Origin of the sequence: Paenibacillus darwinianus, assembly GCF_000598065.1 — a bacterium.
GTDB lineage: Bacteria > Bacillota > Bacilli > Paenibacillales > Paenibacillaceae > Paenibacillus_I > Paenibacillus_I darwinianus.
In genome coordinates, this window is sequence record NZ_KK082160.1 from 67,128 (window position 1) to 68,125 (window position 998).

General features: G+C 57.8%; 2 protein-coding genes. Both read left to right on the top strand.

What is annotated here, in order from left to right:
• Positions 1 to 414: tetratricopeptide repeat protein (locus tag BG52_RS15655; protein WP_051602299.1), on the top strand; the 414-nt coding region annotated here is incomplete at its 5' end.
• Between the two features lie 14 nt (positions 415 to 428).
• On the top strand, positions 429 to 998 hold a 570-nt coding region (locus tag BG52_RS08400), incomplete at its 3' end, for a 3'-5' exonuclease (protein ID WP_036582481.1).

A 998-nucleotide genomic window follows, 5' to 3' on the forward strand; every position in this document is an offset into this window, starting at 1 on the left:
GGCGAAGAGGCGGAACGCAGCCTGGCCGCCGGTCAGGGTTACTTCAATCTGCTGATGTTCCGCGAAGCCGCCATCCATTTCCGGCAAACAGTTCGTTGTAGTCCCGATTCCGTTGTGGCCCGCTTGTTTTTGGCGATGTCGCACCTGCATTTGCGGGAGTGGGAAGAAGCGCAGCGCCACTTTCAGCTGATTGTCCGATGGACCGGCCATCCCAAATGGAAGGCGCTCGGCTTGAATGCGCTAGGCTGCATTCAGGCGGTGCGGGCAAACATGGAGCAGGCGGAACATTATTTTCAACAAGCGTTCGAGGCCGACCCGTCCTTCGATGGGGCCGCCCGCAACCTGACGAGTTGCAGGTCGAGCGTCGGCAAGCTGTCATTGTACTTCGGCAGCTCCGAACTCAGTTGTATGTGAGAGGATCGAACCGGATGAAATTTGCAGTACTGGATTTGGAAACGACCGGCCACAGCGGGGCCGATGACGATATTATTCAAATCGGAATCGTGATGCTGGACGAGGCGCTGGACATTACAGGAACGTATACGTCCTTCGTGCGTCCGCGCGTCCCGGTTCCTCCCTTTATCACCCAGTTGACCGGCATTTCGGATGACGATGTGCACGATGCGCCCGAGCTGGACGATGTCCTCCTGGACATCATCCCGATTCTCGACGACGCCGTGCTGGTCGCCCATAATGTCGGTTTTGACGCGGGTTTTTTGAACGGTGCGCTCGATCGGTGCGGTTATGTGCCGTTCACTGGCCGCAGACTCGACACGCTCGATCTGTTGCGTATTTTGTATCCTTCCTTGACGACTTACCAGTTGGGGGCCGTGACCGAAGCGTTCGCCATTGCGCATGAGCAGCACCACCGCGCAGACAGCGATGCGATGGCGACTGCGATCATTTTCCGGATGTGTGTGGAGAAGCTGCGGGAGCTTCCGCTACTCACGCTGCACCGGCTGGCGCAATTTTTCGAGATGCAGGACGATCTTGGCTGG